This is a genomic window from Leuconostoc sp. UCMA20149 (genome assembly GCF_030400235.1).
Taxonomy (GTDB): domain Bacteria; phylum Bacillota; class Bacilli; order Lactobacillales; family Lactobacillaceae; genus Leuconostoc; species Leuconostoc pseudomesenteroides.
In genome coordinates this window covers 1-14,347 of record NZ_VJYC01000017.1, presented here as the reverse complement: position 1 = coordinate 14,347, position 14,347 = coordinate 1, and the positions used below count along the sequence as shown (strand labels likewise).

Below are 14,347 nucleotides of genomic sequence, written 5' to 3'. Positions count from 1 at the left end.
ATGCGCACAAGTTTAAATACAGCAAAACGTTCCGCTTTGAAGGCACGCGGCTATAATTTAGAACTCATTGAGGAAGTTCAAAATCCTAGTGGTATTGAATTTCATACCACTTATTTTGATGATGGTATGGCAAGTAGTGCCATTATCAATGTCTACGACTATCCCAAGAATGAACAATTACAAGGCTGGTTCAAAGAGTTAATCAATCATAAGAATACAATTGTAGACATTAAGATTGGAACAGAGAACAAGTTTGAGGTGCAAAAAGCACTTGAAACAGCTACTAACACGTTGCGTAGTAAGGCACGTAGTGAAGTGACCTCACAAGGTGACGCGTTAGAAGCCGAACAAGATGCTGACATTACACTGCAAGATTTGAATGAAGCCCGCAATGGTCGGGAAATTTACAAACGTGTGTACGTAAGGTTGCTGGTATCAGATGTTTCTCCAGAAGAATTACGCCGCCGTGTTAAAGAAATCCAACAACAGCTTTCTAACTACCGCATGAAAGTTTATCCTTCTGAGCAACTGACACACTTCCAACAGTTCTTTATGCCAGCAATGTCAATTGAAAATCAAACGATTAAGGACAAAGGCTTTCCAATGAAAGCCTATGCGTTAGCTGGCTCGTATGCTTTCAACCAAACCTTTATCGCACATCCTAGAGGTTCATACATGGGCTTGACGATGCAACGGGGTGAAGTCATGTTTGATCCTAGTTACAATGACCACCGCACCCAGTTAACGGCCTATAACTTGGTTGTTGGTGGTGAGCGCTCAGGTAAAAGCTCATTTGCCAAAAAGAACTTGGGACCATTAGTTGCTCGTGGTGATATCGTTTGGGTATTTGATAAGTCTAATGAATGGCGTGATCTAGCGAATTATTATTACGGTGTTACTTTGACACTTGATGGCAGTCAAAACATCATTAATTTGATGCAAGTGTTTGGGACAGTCTTAGATGCCAATGGCAATGTTGATGTCATTGCAAGTTTCAACCAGCATCGTACAAAAGTGATTACCTATTACGCAACACTTAATCCACAAGCCGACAAGAAAGAATTAGAAATGTTGGGTAACCTGATCACTGATTTCTACGTTGAACGTCGTATGTGGTCATTATCACCAAAAGATAACCCACAAGATCTACGCGTGATTGGGCTACGAAATGAAGACTATCCAATTCTTGAAGATTTTCAAACCTTCCTAGAAACCCGCAACATGCTGACGCGCAACATGACACAACCTGCCGTAGAACGTTTAGATAATATTTTATCAACGATTAGCAGCCTAATTCAAAACCACGGTGACATGGTGAATGGTGTGACTACCATGCCTGATTTGTCTGGTGAGCGTTTGATTCGCTTTGATACTAGTGGTCTTTCAAGATTAGAGGATGATCTATACAACGCGCAATACTTTACTATTTTGTCTTTGATGGAAAGCTACATCACGATTAATGGCACACAACAACGTGAACGCATTAAACGTAGTGAGGTCTCCACTCAAGCCAACAACAATGGTAATCCACCGAAATACTTCTGGTGGATACAGGATGAGGCGGATGATATTTTCAACGCTAAACACTCATTAGGCATTACCTTCGGTGACAATTTGATGGCACAACATGGTAAAGATTTCTTCGGTATGTTTGCCATTTTCCCAGGTCTAAAAAACGTTGTCCCAACGGGCAATGCCTCAGATACTGAGGCTAGCCGTGCCGCATCTTCATTCTTTGGCCGATTCCCAAAGCAAACGATTGGGCGGCTATCCAAAACTGATACCACACGCTTACGCAGTGTTGTGAGTGAAACTAATATCACTGATGGTCAACTACAAGCGCTACAAGGACTGGATCAAGGTGATTTCTTAATGAACTTGGTGGGTAAGCAAGCTACGTTCATGCACGTTGATCTCAATGACTCAGAAATTAATTTATTTGGTGGAGGGCTGTAAGATGAAATTGCCACATCCATTAAAGAAGGCGTGTGATAACCGCGAAAAAATGAAACAAGAGGCGCAACAAATTGTTGAAAACTACGACAAAGGTCAAAAGCCTCAACCAGTGGATAATAAAATTATTTGGTATGTCATTGGTGGTTTTGTTTTTGTTTTTATTCTCAAAGGCCTCAGCCTTTTAATCGGAGGTTAAACCATGTTAGAACGTTGGATGCAAGAGAAAAAACGCCGTTTGTATGTCATCATCGGCATCATTACTACCGCTATTCTGTCAATATCAGTTATTGCCTTAATGTGTGTCATGGTCTTTTCAACACAGAATGCCAATTGTTGGAATGATGATACAACAATTGATGATGGTGGCACTTCAATCGGTGGCGATTGGAAAGATCCCAACTCAGCAACGCACAAAGCCATGCAACATGCAATTGATCGCTTTCATAAAGAAATTAAAATGTCAGGAGACAATATCGCTGCTGCGATTGCAATTGGTCTTAGAGAAAGTGGCTTTAATCCGAAAGCCGTCAATCCTGCTGGATCAGTAAAAGGCATTTGGAAGTGGGGTGCTGAAGGTATTAACGGAAATCGCTATGGTGACACAGCTGATACAGTGCAAGCACAAGTTCAACTGGCAATCAATGAATTGCATAGTAGTCATAAAGCAACTCTAATTGGCTTAGCGGCCGCTAACAACATTAACAGTTCAATGGTAGCTTGGGATACAAAGTTTGAAGGGGTCGGAGAAAATGATCCACAACGAAAAGTCGCCGACACCACAAAAACTGCCGAAGAAGTCAAAAAGGTTTTCAAACTAGACTATGCAGGCGATATTAATGTCTTTGACAGTGGCAATAATGACTCTGGTTCAAGTGACACCTCAAGCGATGCCCATTCAAGTGCTATGTCTGATGCCTCCTGTGACACTGGGTTGGATACCAATACCGATGGTTTACCGGTTAAAGGTAAATACAATATTACGGGTGGCTATCCAAACTATGCAGGGCTAACAGGTGCAGAACATTATGGTGTTGATTTTCAAACTGTCAACCACACCATGACTGGTGGTGAAAGTAATGTCTATGCCGTCCATGATGGTGTGGTTGTAGCTAAAAGTTTTGATAGTGTGGGTGGTAATTGGGTTGTCATTAAAGGCACTGATGGTGTGTTCACTTATTATGGTCATGCGCCTACACAGTCAGCCATTGTCGTCAATACAGGTGATAAAGTCTCTGCTGGTCAACACATCAGTCACGAAGGGCAAACTGGTGAAGCAACAGGTATTCACGTTCACTTCGCTGTTCAAACCAAAGATCAATACAACTGGGCGCCCGAAAGTAAAGGACTGAAATCACCTGGACTCTATCTCAAGTTACCTTCAAAGGCAGGCACTAACGTCGTTATTCCTAGCGGGCCATTTGATTCTAGTACAGGCAAAACAGATAAATAGGAGTATTCAAATATGAATAATTTAAAGAAATGGGGTATTGCAGTGTTTTCTTTAGCCGTCATTGCGATATTGACTGCAATTGGTGGAACTTATTACTACAACACAGAGGTGAATGGTTATCCAGATACCAAGAACTTCGCAGACAAAATTGACCAACTAGACAGCAAAAGCAAGCAAAAAACGGTGTTAATCTTTCATAAGCCTGGTTGCCCTGACTGTAAGCAAGCGCGTAGCACGATTAAAAAGGGCATCAAGGCGCATCAAAACTACATTGATTATGTTGTCGTCAATGTTAAAAAATCTGATGCACAAACTTACTTAGCCAAGTATGGTGTGACACAAGTGCCAACAGTGATTGCCTTAAAAGGTAATCAAGTGATTGACAGTACCAGTTCAACCAACAACAAAACCATTGCCAAAGTGGTTGCAGGAGAATAACCATGACAAAGTTCAATTTAAAATGGGTTTACGCGTTTGTGTTAACGCTTGCTTGCCTGTTTTTAGTCCAGCAAGGACTTAGCTATCAACGCACGGTCAAGAGTGTTAATATCGTGCATCAAGAAATCAAGTCAACAAAAGCTAAAACAAGCCAATACAGTGTGCAAGCCAAACAACTCAATAAAGTTGAAACCGCTGATATTCGAGATACCCAAAACATTCAAAAAATTGGCAATACTTTCCTCAAAGAAATGTTTGCCATCCTACCAAAGTTAAATAAATCAGATGCTAAAAGCAGCGTAGCGACTGATAAAGTGGTGTCAGCTTTTCTAGGGGCAACGTTTGGCGGTGATGTGGATGAAGGAGTGCCAACTTTTCATTTAGAAAGTAATGATATTGTCTATTCCAAATCAGCCGATGGTTCAGGTCTAGGATTTGGAACGGTTAAATATAAATTAGGCAAAGAAGAAACCAGTACAACACTATTGATGCACATTGAAAATGGCAAAATCACTGAGCTACAAACTGGTGCTGTAAAAGATACCTCAGGAAGGAAATGACCATGTCAAAAGTTAATAAAAAAATAGCCTTATTGTGGGCTATTCCAGTGTTGATGATGGTTGCAGGACTTGGCTTTTGGTTAGCTACTCAAGTCGCAGTTAAAACGCATCAAAGTGCCTCAAATGAACTTGCGGTACAACAAAGCAAACTCATCAACAAGAAATCAAAGGTCGGTACGGTACTAGATTCAAAGCAACCTAATGTGTCGGCTGCCTCAAACTTGCTTGATAAACTGTTTACCCTAGATTGGACAATTGCCTCGCAAAAGGAATTTGATGCCAAAGCCAAACAGATGACACCTTATGTCACTCAGGATGTCGTCAAAAATAGTTTAGATTTCAAGGCTGATCCCGATAAAATGATTACACAGACAGGTGTTGTAATGACTTATGATCACATGGATTTCTTACCCACTTCATCAAGTGCCACAGAAGTGAAGGGGAAGGTAATTGTTTTTGTTAAAAGCCATCTCAAGGACTCGGCAGATGCCACCACACGTTTTGTCTATAATGTCACCTACAATCCTAAAACAAATCTTGTGACACAACTAGATCGCATCGGAACTTATCAATTACAAAGTGACAGCAGTGTGTTATGAGTAAATATAAATAATCTGATTTGTATTTTTAAGTCAATTTGATATACTGTATTTACAAATTAAAATTTATTTTTAGCTCGATGTGTATCAGCTCGCCAAAGTAGATACAGCACATCGGGTTTTTTATTTTATAATCATTATGACTTTAATGATGTTGTTCTCAATGCTCATCCAATTGGATGGGCTTTTTTTTTCGCTCCAGGAAAAACCATTTACCTTTATGACATTTTTTTGATTCTTGTTATTCTGTGCGTGTGTTGATAACACAACAAAGAAAAAGGAGGACTTTTTGAATGAAAAAGTCAAATGCACATAACAAGTTTCTATGGGAGCGTCGTCCGATTTCACGCTTACAACAAACATTAGCGGGATTGGTTGCTTCATTACCAATGTGGCTACCGACTGTTGCCTCAGCGGACATTGGTGATGCTGCCAAAACAAGTGGTTCAAAGGTCATCACAATTCTTTATATTGTGTTGATCGTTGTTGGCGCTATTTGCTTATTGATTGGTTTCATCATGCGTGCAACTGGTAATGAACAGATGGCACAAAAGAGTAACAGTAAGCTTATGCACGCCATGTTCGGTATTGGTGGTGGTGCCTTAACTGGCCTATTGTTGACATGGATTTGGCAAACAGCTACAACTGCTGGTGGCGGAAACGTCATCAACTGGCCATTCTAAACGGGGGAATAAGATATGTTTGGAAAGAAAAAACAAACTAGTATCGGTGATCCATTTTTTGCCCGCGTTGAACAATCCGAGATTGATCTCAATGATGAGGTAATTCAAGATTTGGCCGAAAAAAGTGGTGTGAGTGAAAGCTGGCCAAATGTATCACTGGCTGGACTACAACAATTCGCTGCGGGTTTAGTCAATGATGTGGTGCGTGCAGGTGATCATGATGTTCGTTTAGGCAATGTCGTCTACTTTATAACTAACGAAAAAGGTCGTGCTGAGCCAACAGGATTAAGTTGGGAAAGGGCGACTCTAACAGCAGGGTTTGAAAACATTGTAGTTAGTACCGCTGATCATATTTTTAACGACACAGAAATTCGTCAAGATGAAGATATGACCTATGACATTATCGTTGAAGCCTTACAGCCTTTAATGGATGCAGTCATTGCAGATGGTAGTCTGTCATCAGATGACTTGCCAGACTTACCTTCTGAGGAACAGTTTAGACAAGCGCGTGAAACTGGTGAAGTCATAACAGTTGAGCCTAATAAGTTCCAACGCACAACGATTGAAGTCAAGCCACCAGTGGTTCAAGCTGTTGAAAATGAAACTAGTGACCAATCACAGGAAAAGGTCGTAAAGACTGTACCTGATATTCCTAAGCTAGTTGAACAGCCAAAGCAACCTTCCACTGCTGGAACAGTGAAGCCAATTGTTCAAGCTGTTGTTCCGACTCAAGACCACGCAGAGGCTGTCATGACTGAAAGTGATCCCACACAAAAGTTAATTGATCGTGTCAACCTGGCACCAAACGCTTTTGAGATGAGTGATGTCCAACCTGACTTACCTGCGGAACACCCAGATTATGTGGTTAGTCGTTTGAACGCTGACAAAGCCAAAGCAAACGACTTTCTGAACGACACCAGCAATATTTACACGCAAAAAATTCGCAAGGCAATGGCTGACCTGTTGACACAACAACAAGCAAAGACTAAAGCCGCAGTGGCGCAATTGCGTGAAACTGATGTATCTGAGACAGTTGACGCCCAAATGAAAGAAGAACGGGCTAATGAATTTGAAACCCGCTATGCACAAGCTCACCAAGCTCGTGAGGCAGGTTATCGCACGGCTGTGGAAGATGAGAATGCGCGTCATGATAATACACTCAGAACGCTCAAGAGTGACTTTGTAAGCGACTTAGAGGCTTTGAAAGTATCTGTTAATCAAGAGCTGGATAACTGGTTTATAGAACGTTCTAAAGACTTGCAAAGTAATCTTCAAGCCACAGTAGATGATCAGGTCTCAGAAGTGACGTCACAAGCGCAAACAGAGATGCTAACTAGTCTTAAAGCTTTGCGTGATGAGTTATTAGCTCAAAACACACAATCCCTGCTGGATATGCATCAAAAGCTGGAAGAAGACATCAGTCACAAGCGGGCACAATATCAATCAGAGCATGAACAAGCAATGATCAGTGCCACTGAGTTAGAAAGTGCTAAAACGCATGCTGGTAACCTCAGTGAACTTGAGCAACAAGTCCAAATTTTGAAGCAAACTAATCTAAACCTCGAGCAACAATTAAAAGGTAAAGATGCTGTCAATCATGATGAAGTATCACAACTACGCCAACAGCTTGAAATGCTTCAAAATGCACCAAAAGCAACATCACATGATGAAACTAACCAACAATTGATGACTTTGTTAGCAGCGCAAATGAAGCAGCCTCAAGTTGAACAAAAGAAAACAAGTGCTTGGCAATCAGCGGCGATTGGTGTCTTGGCTGTTCTGGCTATTGGTGGTGCGGGCTTTGGTGGTTATGCAATGGCCCAACACAAAACAGATAGCGCCACACAATCATCAAAAGCAGTCTCTGCGAGTAGTCACAACGAAGGCAACGCAACCGTAACCTTAGCACCTGAATCATCTGAGGCTGATTCTTCTTCAAAGGTTAGTGCTTCAAGTAGTCAATCAAGCTCATCTAGCTCACAAGCTAACAGTTCTTCTACGTTAGCTGACCGTTACCATGTCGGTGAAGACGTTGATGCCACAATCAATGGTCAAACAGTCACAGCTAAAGTCGTTTCGGTACAAGACAAAACCATTACAGTGCATCATGATGGCTACGATTATGTTGTACCATTTGACAATTAGGCGGTGAACTATGGCAATCAACATTGAACAAGTCAAGCGCCGTCGAACGACAGCGCAACCTAGACGTCCAAATTTCTATCGTTTGAAAAGGCACCATCCAATTCTAAAAACACTGTTATTAGCTTTGATTGGCATCTTAATCGTCACGGGTGCCGTAATTTATGGTAACCATACCCAGTGGCAAACCGCTCAAAGTGTCCAAAAAGCTAGTCACAAGGCGGTTACGAAAGCCAAAAAGCAACCCATTGTCAAAGCCAGTCAAGTCAAACAAGTGGCGGCACAAAAAAGTGTTAAACCCGATTACTCAGGCACTGGCGGCTTGTCTAGCAAAGAAGATATGCTAAAGCTAGCGCAAAGCAATCAAGCTGAAATTCTACGTGGTCATGTGGCTGTGCCTAGTTTTAGCATTAGTGAGCCAATCTATGAAGGTACAAGTAACCACGTCTTAGCCATTGGTGCGGGTATGAATGCGCCCAATCTAAAGTTTGGCACTGGCTTAGTGCCAATATTTGCGCACAATATGGGTGATTATAACGCCTATATCAGTGTTGGTTCACTGAATGCTGGTTATCAGTCTAACAGTGGGAATGGTTTAGGTAATTCAAAACACGTTGAGAAAAGTAAAATGGCTGATGCCTCATTAATTTCAATCAACGGTGGCACAATCAAAGCGCAGTCAGATGGTTGGGACTATGCAGATATGAATAGCTGGTTCAACAAAGATGGTAGTGTCTTTCAAACGCCATTTGGAAATGGTAATGACTACTTACCCGAGCATACTTGGGACACTGGTACATCTGATAAACGGTGGTACGGTACAGCGGTTTATAAGCTAAAGGCGGGAACAAGCACGATTACAATGTCTGCTCGAACTGATTCACAGGCTTACGATACTAATGGTGCTACCTGGTGGACATCATCAACGACCATGCCTTTCAATACGGCGCCAATTCCACCTGTAAAGCCGACACCTAAAAAAGCAACTTATAAGCTTAGTGAGCTTTACACAACGCCAGAGCCACACAAATCAGAAACAGATGATAGTGGTAAGGACAACAATGGTCAAAATGTTAAGCCAGGTCAAACGTTGCATTACAAGTTGACGTGGGATTTGAAGGGACTTGAAGCCATTGACGTGGACAAAGATACCTTAGCTAAGGGCTTGTCATTCATGGATGATTATGATGAGACTAAGCTAGATATTACTGATCAAACTAAAAAAGATTTCACTGTCATTGATGCTAAAACACAAAAGTCAGTGATGGATGAACTCCAACATGATTGGGATATTAAGAACGGTAAATGGACTTTGAAGGCAAAGAACGTTCAAGACTTTTTGAAAAATCATGCTGGTCATGAATTGACAATCACATTTAATCCAGTTGTCAAAAAGGATGCCTCAGGTACGGTAACAAACACCGCGGTTCAAAACGACTTTGGTCAGGATTTCGATACGGAAACAGTGAAGAATCCAATCACGCCCGATGCGCCAAAACCTGATACACCTGATACACCAAACACAAGCTATGGTGAAGCGCCAAAGGGTTGGTTATATGGTGCGATTGCAGCGATTGCATTAGCAGGAGCCGCCTTTGGATTCCGCAAGCCAATCAAGAAGTGGTTCCACAAATAACAATGGTTAACAGTGCCTTAGGGCATTGTTTTTTTGTTTTGTCCTTATCAAGCGATAAAATAATGAACAATATAGCTTGTTTTGTTCTTCACAAAGTGGTATATTTAAGAGGTTCAGAAGAGGTCTTGACATGCAATATCAGTAGTTTGCTTTCAGAATTATCACAATTAACTTGCAAGAAATTATCATATCTCACTTCATATAAATACTGTTGTTGCATGGCTTTTCAGAACATTTTTCCTAAGTTAAACAGTGAGTCAATCACACCTGATTTACTGCGCAAATAAAGCCATCCACTGATGGTTTTTTTGTGTGCGATTATAAACAATTGCACTTGTCAAGTTGGATGGACATAGAAAATTGACTGCTATTGGGTAAATTAATTAACTCAATATTATGAGAAAATAAACCCATGTTTTGATTTAAAATCTAGTCTATTATCAATGTCAATATCAGTCTAACGGCTAATATACACGTACGTATAATATAAATATATTCACGTATATACTAGCCACTATATACGTAAGTATATATGTGTATATATACACCATTATGTTAGCCATTATAGTGATGTTATATACACGAACATATATACATTATATACATCTTAAAACCTTGCTATAACAATATTTGCGCAGTTGTTCACTTTTGTTTTTCTTAACATTTTAACTATTGACCGAATGTCAATTTTATAGTCTTATTGAGAGAAGGAATAATTGCCACATGACTAAAAAAAATCCCAAATCCAAATACGCACGTTTAGATTTTAGTGAGCGTATCACGATCAAAAATATGATTGACGCGGGTAAAACCAATGCGGAAATTGCTCGAAAACTAAACCGTCCTCGAGCTACCATTACACATGAATTGCAGCGTAATGCCCGTGTCATGACTTGGCGTGGCAAAAAGAAAATATTGCGCCATACATACGAACCTGTGCAAGCAACAAGACGGGCTGAGTATTATCAATCAAAAGGACACCATTCACAGCCAAAAATTACGCCTAAAAAACGTGAAAAGATTGATTATTATCTCAAAAAGAAACATTGGTCACCAGAACAAATTGCACATGGTGTGCCACGAATTGGTGTCTGCACAAGGACAATCTATAACTGGATACTTAACCGCAACCTGAGTGCAACCATAAATGATTTACCGCTTAAAGGCAAAAGGCGCAGGCATCTTAGGGCAAAACCAGTTAATCCAGAACATAAACGGATGATGATTGAAACACGTTCAATACACAACCGTCCAGAAGTCATCAATAATCGCTCAACATTTGGTCATTGGGAAATTGATGGGGTGATGAGTCCGCAAGACTCCCAGTCTTTTGTGATCACTTTTGTGGAACGTAAAACACGCTTTATGGTTGGTGTCAAAGCAAAAAGTAGGAATTCAGAAGATGTCAAAACAGCCATAGATACCTTTATGTCAAGGTTTGAGAACGTTTGTGACAGTATCACATGTGATCGTGGCTCAGAATTCACCAGTAGTTTATTTATTTACAGCATTGAAAATACGTACGGTAAAAAGTTATATTACGCTGATCCACAATCACCAGGTCAACGTGGTACAAACGAACGCATGAATCGTGAATTAAGGCGTGTATTTCCTGCGGGCTATGACTTTACTAAAATCACGCAACGTAAGCTTCAAAACGCCATTCAGGACATCAATGAGCGTCCTAGAAACGTACTCAGGTTCAAAACACCTGAAAAAGTCTTTACTAAGCGAATCATGGCAGCTTAATCATCAATAGATGCTAAAAAATCGCTAATTGTTAAGACAGTTCAAAGTCAATAGCTTTGGGCTGCATTTTTGCGTATAATAATAACCAGATAAAGACGAATTAAGTGCTTAAATAACTGTTGAAGCAGTCTAAATTGAGGACCAAAAACAACAATAAATTATTATTGGTCAGCTTTAGAATGGCAAAACGACAAATGGCACTAAAACAGTCTCTGTAATGAGATTGTAAAGAAATCCGCTATCACAACAGCGACAACGGATTAGCGTAATTAAATTCAATTTTTTTAGTTTATTTGTTACTTTAGGGGTTGACAAATTCAAGATGTTTTTTAGTTAACATAATATATATTATCGAAAGTTGGATATCAAGGGCAGATTGCAATAGGTTTTCTCTATCTGTAAAGGTTTGTTAAAATGTCTGTCATATTCTGTAATTTGTTATGTAAATGAAATGAATTTAGCGTATAGCTATTCAGAAAATATACACTTCTTACATGAAATTTTCCAATGCTAGAACATGCCATAAACAGTGGCTTTTAGCGCTATTTCACATAGTCATTCCGATTTGTATGTCGTTATTATGACACAAAAAAAGACTAATCACTAGTCTTTGTGTGAGCCTATTTAACTTTTAAGCGTTTCTTAACTTATATCATCAATATTAACCTTGACATCTTTATCATCATCTATATCTGTCAAATTAACATCTTTTAAGGCATTGATTTCTTCGGCTAACTTCTGCTCATATTTCTTGATTTTCTGCTTGATGTATCGTTCTTTATAGCGTTCCATACTACGATATTCTTTATTAAAACGCTCATAAGGCGTTGAGCCTTGCAGTGCAATACGCATCGGCTTACGGTTGATTTTATCAGCGATCACTTCTAAATCTTTTTGCTTGATGGTTCTAAAGGTTGTTTTCTTCGGGATAAAGACACGTAGCTCACGGTTCTTATATTCGTTTGTCCCCCTTTCCTGTGGTGAGGAGGGTGTTGCGTAGTATATTTTGGTCTTGTATTCTTGTTGTACAAATTCTAAGAAGTCCCATGACATGAACTCAATACCATTATCGGCTGTGATTGTTCGTACCCATTTGCCATAATTTTTATAGAAGTATCTAAAACCTTTAATGACATCAAATGACTGTTTACTATCAATCTTAACCAGTACATAAAATCGTGTTTTTCGTTCTACCAATGTCAAAATAGCGGTTTTATCGTTAATTTCGCCATTCTTACCCTTTGCTGGCAGAACTAAGTCAATTTCCCAATGACCAAATTGTCTTCGTGTATTTATCTTTGGTGGTCGTTCATAGATTGAATGACGAACTAGAATACCTTGTGACTTTAGTTTAGTGCGCAGTCTGTCAATCTCACGCTGTTTTTGATACTGCGTTTTAATTTTAACTTTTTCTGTATCTGTATTGTTGGCTCGTTTTCGGTAATAAGGGCGCAAATAGATTTTACCCTGTCTCGCCCAATTTCTAATCGTTGATGCCGAGACTTCAATATCTGATACATGCGCTTCAGCGATTTGTTCGGGTGTCCAATGTTCAACATTGACCCAATGCTCAATCAGCTCTTTTAATTCATCTGTCAATAATTTTGAACCATTACCACGTCTCACACTTCTTTGAGTGGCGATAAATTGACCACGTAAGGCAGAATACTTGATACGTGAATGAATTTCAAGATTATACAATTGACGTTTACTTAAATTACTAAAATCAAAGATATTGCCTTGTTTTAATTCTCTAGAAATAGCCGACTGCGAGCGATTAAGTTTTCTAGCAATTTCAGACTGCGTTAGTTTTTCATCATTCCACATGTGTTCAATCAAATGTCTATCATTTTCATGAATACGTGGATATTTTATCTGGTCTGTTGGTTTTTTTTTGGTCATATATTTTAATTCTTACTCCTATAATTAGTTATGTGAATAAGATAATATTAGCATACTTTATCTATGCGCGTGAGTTGTTAAATGGGCATTTAAAAATGTAAACCTTTTCACATAATAGCTGACTAATTATAAAAAATTGAAATCATCAAGCAAATTATTAACATCTGCTAGTTCTTCATAATATTCAGTGAACCCGCGTGTGTCTAAACGCATACGTTCAAGTTCTGGTAATATATTGTTTTTTACAAACTTATATTGAACATGATTATATAGTAAAAGACGCATTGCACTAAAAATATGCTTTGCGTCTTTTTAACTAACCCTATTACCACTCATTACAATTACATAAGATGAGTACCCTTGTCGACGTATATTATATCTCCAACGACACCACTTGCGATTGGACTTAACAAAAAACTAGCCGTGTTGCCAACCTCATCAATCGTGACACCTACTCCATCAACAGAACGTTCATCTGACATTTGAATTAAACTACTGTGATCTTTAACACCAGTAACAGCTAGGGTTTTAATTGCACCTGCAGAAATGGCATTAACTCGAATTTTTTTATCAGTCAAATCACGTGCTAAATAGCGAACAGCTGATTCTAGCCCAGCTTTAGCTACCCCCATCATGTTATAGTTTGGAATAGCTCTTTCAGATCCCATGTACGAAAGTGTTACAATCGATCCATTTTCGTTCATAATATCATAACCATACTTTGCGGTCGCAATTAAGGAATATACACTAATATTTTGAGCAGTTGAAAAACTTTCTAGTGTTGAATCAGTTAATTTATTAGCTAAATCATTTTTTTCAGCGTAGGCAATTGCATGTACAATTCCGTCTACTTTCCCTACCGTTTGATAAATTTTTTCAAATGCGATTTGTATATTTTCCGGAGTAGAAACATCACATTCTACTTTCAATACAGACTCATCTACAAATCGATCTAAACTACGTTTCATACGATCATTTTGATAAGTTAAAATGACCTGTCCACCCTGATTTTGAATAGCTTGCATACAACCAAATGCAAGACTACTTTTATTTGCCACACCCATAACAATTATTTTCTTGTTGTCTAAAATTCCCATTACCATTTTCTTCCTTTACGAGATTTTTCAAGTATAATTATAGACTATCCATCATTTAAAATGAATTGTCAAGTTTTAAGAATAGGTTATAAAAAATATTCTAATCTAAATAGTCCAACTTATTGACTTCTGAGC

The 14,347-nt window shown here is 39.2% G+C and carries 13 protein-coding genes; 10 read left to right on the top strand and 3 right to left on the bottom strand.

From position 1 onward, the window contains the following. The 10 genes from FF105_RS09995 (at window position 1) to FF105_RS09950 (ending at window position 11,213) form a co-directional block, all read left to right on the top strand. Entirely contained in the window at window positions 1–1,956 is a 1,956-nt protein-coding gene (locus tag FF105_RS09995) for a type IV secretion system protein VirB4 (protein WP_290046785.1), read from the top strand. A 1-nt stretch (window position 1,957) separates the two neighbouring features. After that, window positions 1,958–2,152 (top strand): hypothetical protein, encoded by a 195-nt coding sequence (locus FF105_RS09990; protein WP_105302117.1) that lies wholly within the window; start codon window positions 1,958–1,960, stop codon window positions 2,150–2,152. Between the two features lie 3 nt (window positions 2,153–2,155). Further along, entirely contained in the window at window positions 2,156–3,406 is a 1,251-nt protein-coding gene (locus FF105_RS09985; protein ID WP_290046784.1) for a phage tail tip lysozyme, read from the top strand. A 12-nt stretch (window positions 3,407–3,418) separates the two neighbouring features. Next, on the top strand, window positions 3,419–3,844 hold the full coding sequence (locus FF105_RS09980) for a thioredoxin family protein (protein ID WP_290046783.1): 426 nt from the start codon (window positions 3,419–3,421) through the stop codon (window positions 3,842–3,844). A 2-nt stretch (window positions 3,845–3,846) separates the two neighbouring features. Beyond that, on the top strand, window positions 3,847–4,404 hold the full coding sequence (locus FF105_RS09975; RefSeq protein ID WP_290046782.1) for a hypothetical protein: 558 nt from the start codon (window positions 3,847–3,849) through the stop codon (window positions 4,402–4,404). A gap of 2 nt (window positions 4,405–4,406) precedes the next feature. Continuing rightward, window positions 4,407–5,003 (top strand): hypothetical protein, encoded by a 597-nt coding sequence (locus FF105_RS09970; protein WP_290046781.1) that lies wholly within the window; start codon window positions 4,407–4,409, stop codon window positions 5,001–5,003. A gap of 293 nt (window positions 5,004–5,296) precedes the next feature. Then, window positions 5,297–5,686 carry a hypothetical protein gene (locus FF105_RS09965; RefSeq protein ID WP_013102158.1) on the top strand — a complete coding sequence of 130 codons (390 nt, stop codon included), beginning with the start codon at window positions 5,297–5,299 and terminating at the stop codon, window positions 5,684–5,686. A gap of 15 nt (window positions 5,687–5,701) precedes the next feature. After that, a complete protein-coding gene (locus FF105_RS09960) occupies window positions 5,702–7,831 on the top strand; it encodes a hypothetical protein (protein WP_290046778.1) in 2,130 nt (709 codons plus the stop codon). Between the two features lie 10 nt (window positions 7,832–7,841). Continuing rightward, on the top strand, window positions 7,842–9,464 hold the full coding sequence (locus FF105_RS09955; protein WP_290046776.1) for an SspB-related isopeptide-forming adhesin: 1,623 nt from the start codon (window positions 7,842–7,844) through the stop codon (window positions 9,462–9,464). Window positions 9,465–10,187: 723 nt separating this feature from the next. Further along, window positions 10,188–11,213: an IS30 family transposase gene (locus FF105_RS09950; RefSeq protein ID WP_290046775.1), complete on the top strand. Its 1,026-nt coding sequence runs from the start codon at window positions 10,188–10,190 to the stop codon at window positions 11,211–11,213. 642 nt (window positions 11,214–11,855) lie between these two features. Here the strand turns inward: FF105_RS09950 and FF105_RS09945 are convergent. The 3 genes from FF105_RS09945 to fabI form a co-directional block, all read right to left on the bottom strand. Continuing rightward, window positions 11,856–13,115 carry an IS30 family transposase gene (locus FF105_RS09945; protein WP_290046774.1) on the bottom strand — a complete coding sequence of 420 codons (1,260 nt, stop codon included), beginning with the start codon at window positions 13,113–13,115 and terminating at the stop codon, window positions 11,856–11,858. A gap of 126 nt (window positions 13,116–13,241) precedes the next feature. Continuing rightward, window positions 13,242–13,400, bottom strand: a complete 159-nt coding sequence (locus FF105_RS09940) for a hypothetical protein (protein WP_010295702.1) — start codon at window positions 13,398–13,400, stop codon at window positions 13,242–13,244. Between the two features lie 56 nt (window positions 13,401–13,456). Further along, complete coding sequence (gene fabI, locus FF105_RS09935; protein WP_290046773.1) at window positions 13,457–14,212, bottom strand: enoyl-ACP reductase FabI; 756 nt, start codon at window positions 14,210–14,212, stop codon at window positions 13,457–13,459. Between the last annotated feature and the right edge of the window lie 135 nt (window positions 14,213–14,347).

Coding starts and splice junctions, on each gene's coding strand:
- FF105_RS09960 (WP_290046778.1), top strand. CDS start 5,702: ATGTTTGGAAAGAAAAAACAAACTAGTATCGGTGATCCATTTTTTGCC.
- FF105_RS09975 (WP_290046782.1), top strand. CDS start 3,847: ATGACAAAGTTCAATTTAAAATGGGTTTACGCGTTTGTGTTAACGCTT.
- FF105_RS09990 (WP_105302117.1), top strand. CDS start 1,958: ATGAAATTGCCACATCCATTAAAGAAGGCGTGTGATAACCGCGAAAAA.
- FF105_RS09940 (WP_010295702.1), bottom strand. CDS start 13,400: ATGCGTCTTTTACTATATAATCATGTTCAATATAAGTTTGTAAAAAAC.
- FF105_RS09970 (WP_290046781.1), top strand. CDS start 4,407: ATGTCAAAAGTTAATAAAAAAATAGCCTTATTGTGGGCTATTCCAGTG.
- FF105_RS09980 (WP_290046783.1), top strand. CDS start 3,419: ATGAATAATTTAAAGAAATGGGGTATTGCAGTGTTTTCTTTAGCCGTC.
- FF105_RS09945 (WP_290046774.1), bottom strand. CDS start 13,115: ATGACCAAAAAAAAACCAACAGACCAGATAAAATATCCACGTATTCAT.
- FF105_RS09985 (WP_290046784.1), top strand. CDS start 2,156: ATGTTAGAACGTTGGATGCAAGAGAAAAAACGCCGTTTGTATGTCATC.
- fabI (WP_290046773.1), bottom strand. CDS start 14,212: ATGGGAATTTTAGACAACAAGAAAATAATTGTTATGGGTGTGGCAAAT.
- FF105_RS09950 (WP_290046775.1), top strand. CDS start 10,188: ATGACTAAAAAAAATCCCAAATCCAAATACGCACGTTTAGATTTTAGT.
- FF105_RS09995 (WP_290046785.1), top strand. CDS start 1: ATGCGCACAAGTTTAAATACAGCAAAACGTTCCGCTTTGAAGGCACGC.
- FF105_RS09965 (WP_013102158.1), top strand. CDS start 5,297: ATGAAAAAGTCAAATGCACATAACAAGTTTCTATGGGAGCGTCGTCCG.
- FF105_RS09955 (WP_290046776.1), top strand. CDS start 7,842: ATGGCAATCAACATTGAACAAGTCAAGCGCCGTCGAACGACAGCGCAA.